This is a genomic window from Endozoicomonas sp. SESOKO4 (assembly GCF_024606275.1).
This window is the reverse complement of record NZ_JAHHPS010000642.1, coordinates 1-7,044: the sequence shown is the minus strand read 5'-3', so window position 1 is coordinate 7,044 and position 7,044 is coordinate 1. Positions and strand designations below refer to the sequence as shown.

The 7,044-nt window shown below is 47.5% G+C and carries 2 protein-coding genes; both read left to right on the top strand.

All coding sequences use genetic code 11. The annotated features are described in order from the left end of the window. The coding region (locus KDK16_RS12500) for a hypothetical protein (RefSeq protein ID WP_257255358.1) at nt 1-196 on the top strand (196 nt) is incomplete at its 5' end. A gap of 2,571 nt (nt 197-2,767) precedes the next feature. Next, complete coding sequence (locus tag KDK16_RS13650; RefSeq protein ID WP_373690988.1) at nt 2,768-2,989, top strand: hypothetical protein; 222 nt, start codon at nt 2,768-2,770, stop codon at nt 2,987-2,989. Nucleotides 2,990-7,044: the final 4,055 nt, after the last annotated feature.

The window sequence follows — 7,044 nt, the reverse complement described above, 5'->3', positions numbered from 1 at the left end:
GTCATTCTCCCATGCAGAAAGTATTCCTTACTCTTACACTCTGGGTGCCCTCTACAAATGGCATCAGAATATTGACAGGAAAGCCAGGAGGACCTCAGCACCTGCCTCCTCTACAGCTGTGAAAGCAGCAATGGCTGGTCACGAGATTGAGAGGTTCGACCCTGATAAAGATAAGAAAATCCACGGCGAACTTTAATATCAGAAATCAGTGAATGCCCCCTCAGTAGCAATACCCATCGAAAAGCAACCAGTATAAAGGAATACATAGTGATTGCTTTCAGGTCAGGCTATCAAATAAACCCTGTTTTCAGGCATGCATGAATGTATTCCCGCCCTGAAAAAACCACTCAATTTTACTGGCATTGGACTTTGTCATTACGAACTAAATTCGCTCAATTGCTTACCGAATTTGCCACTGTGAACTAAATTCACTCAACAACTTACCGGAACAGCCATGAGAAACTGGAAGTTGCCTGCTTATCTGGTGTGGTGATCACTTTTCACGGTAATAAAATACTCAGCTCTGAGGTAGTAGAATGACATATGTTCGCCCCAACGCAATCAGCCTTGCCGTGGCCGTTTCCATCATTTCTTCCATCACTGGTACACAGGCACTGGCCGAACGCAGGCTGCAGACAAAATCCATGATTATATTGGACAATGGACATACGGAGTTTACCCAGAGTGAGGTCGTGGTTCAGCCAACTTTAGGTGATGACCAGCAGCCAATACCCAAATCCTTTACTACCACCTACCCTGATCAGGCTGAAGCAAGGACTGTCCATGACATATTTTCTGAAGGCTTCACAGACGTTCTTTCTGGTATCGACGGTGGCGTTTCCACTGTTGATCTGTTTGAGACAGACGACAATGACGTTGCTCAAAAATACACCAAAGTCGTCAAGGTCGGTAATGAGGGGGTCTTCAGATTCACCCATAACCTTGCAGAAGAAGAGCTGATCATTGAAGTCAGAAATGGAATGACCGATCAGGATTCAATTGAGGCTGTTCTTGCACACTTGGATGGCACCCAACCATTTGAACCGTTAACGAGAGTCGTCAGCCCCAAAAAGCTGGTCGGAGTATTGAAAGGAGCCAATGATAGAGCAGGCAACCTTGGCAAAGTCGATCACTATGTAGCCCTTGCCACCATTAAAGTAGACAAAGTTGAAGTGAATGGGCGCACCTTTATGCGTCTTGTCGCTGTCGGCGATCAGCCGCCTGAACTGCAGCGTCTGGGTCAATCGCTCTTTGTCAATGATGAAGCGCTTTTAGCAGCAGCGACTACTGCCTACACCCAGGTTCACGTTCTGGAAAAAGATTTACAACAGAAAGTCCTGAATGATTTGTTGTCATACCAGAAACCCGTCGGATATGTCGTCCACTTCGAGGATGAGACACAGGTTTATCCTGTGCCTGCGGGTTACCCAAAACTGGAAGTGTCTGAGGCTTCGGGGGAGATTATTGTTTTCCGTGGTCAGAAGCAGAACCTGGCCGACACCGCTTTTGCCAGAAGCTTCCGTAACCTCTGGGACATAGACCCTGATAACCCCAGCTCTCCGGTATCAGTGAAGGTAAAAAAAGATAGGATCAAAAACTTACAATACATCATTCGAAGCTCGCAGATGGCACTGCTGGAAGATTTATTTGAGATGTACGATGCCAGAGCTTACGAAGATCAATCGACTAAGCTTTCACTGAAAAAAGAACAGGCGACGATTGAGCTTGCATACTGGGCATCTCTCGAGCAGGCATTGATCAGTGCTACTCCAGATCAAGCAGATGAATTTGTATTCACACCAGATCATGTCAACATCGCTGCTTCGGTCATCACACCAACCTGGATGCGTGCTCAAATCGAACGACACTTCAGCTTGAGACGCGAAATTAGCAAACTCCTGAATAATCAGCTGTTTCTCCACAATATTAAGGAAGTGGTACCTCTTGTCAGCATTACCAATGAAGCCCAGATCGATATTCTTGGAGATAACACAGAGTTTGCTTCCAAAGTCACGAGCGACATGGCCAGAAAGCTGATTGAGCTGGAAAGCTCGCTGGAAATGCTGCAGGCAAGTGAAAGCGAACGAGAAAGTGAACTCATCCGGTTTAGAAGCCATATAGAGCTCACAACGGAGAAATCCACTACCAGTAAACAGGAATTATTCAAAGCACTTCGAAGCAAGCAAAGAATTGAGAATGAGCTCGCACGGCTTAGAGGAGAGAGGGGAGAACTGCGTAGCCTGTTACTGGAACTTCAGCGGGATGTCGAACGAATTCCCAAGCTGGAGAAAAAAATTCGAATTTTCAAATCATTTGCCACAAAAACTTTCAATACTCAAACGGCAGCAAAGCCCGATATTGATGATTGGGATGATACCCAGCCACCGGAAGAACAAGCCAGACTCACCGGAAAAAAAACTCTGGCGATCAACCCATTGGTTGCCGCAACAGGAGAGCCTGTTAAAGAGGCTGCAAAAACAAAACAGGCGGATATTGGCGGCAAGCGCGGTTTTATTTTGGACAATGGAAACGACCTGACTAACCTTCAGTTCATTCAACAGCAGCTGGAACAAGACGCTGAACTCTCCGATGAGGAAGATCTGGAACAACTAATTCTTAATGCCAGAACCGATGCCACAAAAGCTCGCAACGCTCAAATGGCAGCAGAGCTTGGCATTGATAACTGGGAGGATGCCCAGCCATTAGCAAAACAAGCCAGACTCATCAGCCAGAAAATTATTGAAATCCGACGACCAGTTACCGCAACATCGGTTACCGCAACATCGGTTATCGCAACATCAGTCATCGCAACATCGGTCATCGCAACATCGGTCATCGCAACACCGTTGGCCACAACAGCGGTTGCCAGGACGTCGGTCGCCGCAACACCGGTTGCGACAATATCAGATACCGCGACGGTTACCGCAGCAAACGCTGCAACAGAAAAACCTCGGGAAGAAGCAGTCAAAGAACAACTGGCAGCCATTGAAAGCGAGCACGATATTACTCCAGACAATGAAAACGGTCTGGATTCGGGTCATCGATCCATTCAACAGCACCTGCAACAAAAGGCAGAACCAGCCGATTGGATAGCCCAGAATAATCCGGCTAACATTGACGTTCAGCTGAGTCTCGTCCCGGATGAAGAAAAAAACCTGGAAGTCCGTTACCAAGCCATTCAGGAGCCAGCAAAACAGCAGGCAGTTCAGATCGTTCAAGAACATCTTCGGCTACAGAGCATTAGAAAAGATGCTGAAAAAGAAGATGAAATCAAAGCCCTCTATAAAACCATTGCCGCACATTTAAACATTCCGGATTATGATAGTAATGCTGATGATGATGATATTGAAGCTCAACATGATCGCCTGATTCAGAAACTTAAGGCAATGTACACTAAACATGAAATCATGCGTAACAGACTTAAGACCCTGCTCGGTCAAAAGGATTTAGAGGACTCCTTCACCCACGTCAGAAAAGCCACTCTGAAAAAGATTCTTGGTAATGAGCTGGCTAAAGACAGCAATCTGGAAGACCGCTTTATCCTGGAAAGAACGGTATATCTCAAGCTCTTTAAACTTGCGAAGCTGGAAAAAGAACTGGAAGACATCAGAACACCAGGCCACCCCAAAGTCATGCCTGAAGTCCTTGAGACACTCACTGCCGTAGAAAACGCCCTTGATATGCATTGCCTTGATCAAAACGACGACGTCTATCTCCGTCGCCAGGACATTTCCAGAGAGGTGCAGGTGTACATCAGAGACGCCAGACAGCTGGCTGAGAAAGAGGCCCTGAGCATACTGGGGGTCGCAGAAGAAATACTCGGCGTCATAGCCTATGAAGAGGACGACAAAATATCAAGACTCACCAGGATTTCCGGCATACTCAATAGCCATGCTATCCCGGATGAGAAACTGGATGAGATACGGGATGAGATAGATATCATCCTTTGGGCATTTGAAAGCAAAACCCTGAACGTGAAGAACCTGACACTCATCAGGCTTCTTGCCCACCTTCGCTATAAACTCGAAGACCCTGCCCCGGATAAGCAAGCCAGGTTGCGACAGACCGATCGGCTGGAAACCATAGAAAAAATACTCAACATTAAATTCAACGAAGAGGATGACCAGGCAGCAAGACTTCCCCTGATTCTCACACTGCTTGAAGGTGATGATGTTCCGGAAGATACGCTGGAGCAGATAGATCAGACCCTCTGGAAAGAAGACAGCACAGCGCTCGACGAGAGTGTTCTCAAACTCAGGAGGCTTCATGCGACTCTTGCCTATAAAGTCGAAGATTTGCATCTGGAAAAGCAAGCCAGTGAAAGACAGGCACGTTTACTTGCAGCCGTAGAGGACAAGCTCAAGATCTACCCTTCTGAACACATTGCTGCTAAAGACAAGGTCAAGGCTCTCACCGCTAAACTGGCCAAAGATCTGCATGTAGCACTTGAAGTAGATGACAACCTGCCTGATGGGAAGGATGCTTTAAAAGCCAAAATTCAGGCGTTAATAGTGGGCATGGCCAATGACGATGAAGCTGTCAGAAGAGCCAGAAACAATAAAGTAGCTCACCAGCTCAACATTAAGGACTATAAAGATGATGCCGCTATCGACGACCAGAACAGCCTGATTGAAGCGAAACTCAATGAGCTGTTCGGAGAAATTTTCAATGCGAGTCAGTCTGACGTTAATGAGCGAATCGCAACCATTGAAAATAGACTGGACGGGCTAATGGCTCGCCTGGGACCTAAACCCCGGTACGCTCTTGATCGAGAAGTAGCCAGAGCCAGGAAAGCTGTGGGAGAAGCTGAAAATGAGCTGCAGGCTCTTTACCGCAAGCTGGGGGCTATTCTTCATGTACGTGTGGTATCTAATTCTCCTGCCACCTTCCCTCTCACGGATGAAGAAAAGGCAATTATTAATCAGAGAATGAAACAAATTCAGACCGGTTTAGGTCTGGTTGCAGTTGATGAGCAAACCTCGGAAGAGCGAGTAGACGACATCAGACATTTCCTGCAGGGAGACGGTTCAGGGAGACGAGCAGAAGTTGTTCTGAAACTGAGAGCTGTCACATCAGATCTGGACATCTCTGTTGAGAGTAACCCTGATGCATCAGAAGAAGAGAATTATTTTAATGCCATTAAAGCCTCCGTAGCCACTCCCGGTCGGGATAAATTCGAGGTAGTCGTTGAAACAGTTGGTGAACTGCCTGAGATCATGAAAAAGTACGCTCAGATCGCAAAATTCATGCGTGAGCGCGACCATAAACTGAAGGAAGTGATCCTCGCACGAGCAGAAGAAAGTGATGCAAGACACAATCTGGACAGTAAAAATCAGGAGATTGACGAGCTTAAGGGCGTCGATCAGGAAGCCAAAGCTCTGCTTGAAGACGAGATAGCCGCGCTGGAGTCAGTCCTGAAACAGAAAAGTGCGGCTATACCGTTAGCACAAAAAGCTCTGGCGGATCATGAAGAAAATCTTAAAGACATTGAAGATGAACTGGGTCTTAAACAAGATTATAGTGCCAATTATGAAGACCGGATCGACGCCCTGAAAAACAAACAAGTAAAGCTGGGCGGATATGACGGTACTGGCGGGAAGATCCTGCAACTGACCCTGCAGCAGGAGCGCCTGAAAAAGGAAGTAGAACTCAAGACGGCGACTATAGAGAACATGAAGCAAGCCCTGGAAGCGGCACAGGAAGCTGTCGAAAATGAGGGTGGCCCCTTCCAGTACACGCCGAAACAGGCAAAAATACTAACCGAGTTGCACGCTTATATGCAGACGCACTCTCTCAAGAAACAAGCTCTGTCAGCCGCAATGGCTCTTGCAGAATCGGCAGAAAAAAGCGGTAAGCTAATACTACCATACCTTCCGACTTTCGATTTTGATGATGAATTGGCACCGATTCGCCTGCAGGCAATGGTTGGAGACCATCTGACGTTTGATCAGGCCAGACGTATTGCGGAAGTCTTCAAAAACCTGAAGGCGACCTTTAGGTCTGAGTCTGCAGAAGATCAGCCCACGAATGCCCTGAAAGAAGTCGAATTTCTGGCACACAGGGCCAGGATCGAGCTAAAAACCGGGGCTCAACAATACGAAGACGAAATATACGGCATGGGCGCAGCAGCCATTCACTTTGTCGAGCATGAACCAGAGGACCTGAAAGGCTTCTCAGAATATTTCGCTACTCGTTCTGCCAGTGGTAACAAGATTATCGGTCTGCTGCGTGAAGGTGTGATCAGTAAGGTTGAACTTGAGAACTACATGAAAGCCGTTAGAGGTGTGGATGGTTATCAGACAGTGGATGAATTTGAACACTTCCTTGGCCACAGACACGGCGTCAATTTGCCTCACTTCAAGACCGTTGTCCAGATGCTGTCCGACAAAGGCACTGAGGAATTCATGCAGAGTGCCTTTACGGCTGTCCCCGTGACTGCCACCAGCCCGGCAGGTATGAAAGAGTCTGTTGCCGGCATGAAAGAATACGCAGCTGCTATCATCGCCAACTACATTCTTGACGATATTGCCTTTGAAAACGGCCGCAAGACGGCAGCATTCCTGACCAATGTTCAGGATACCCTGGAACCTTACGCTCATGCTGCTGGAATATTTGAATCAGAGCTGATCCGGGCTATCCATGACACATTGGTGCAGGCTCACGCCGCAGCGGTTGAGCGACAGCTCAATGATTACTGGGTCAAACCTTCAGCCTCTCTGTTACAGGCGGTTATCTGGTACTACTCCAACTACAATCCTCTACTGGTGACCTATACCGCTCCGGAGGCAGCCAGACTGTCTCTCTCGAACATGGCGTTCCTCTATCTTCTGGATCTGACCAACAGGGGTGATTACACACACAGACTGTTTACACCTTTCCAGCACTGGCTGGAACGCTATGGTGTTGATCTTGATCGAAACAGCCAATATGCCTATCACAGTGGCATTGAAAAAATATCTGAAGCAGGCGGGCTGGCCATGCCATTGGGCAAGGCCGCTTCCTCAGTCATTCTGCTGAAAACCGGCTCTCTGCTGTTTGCCAGAC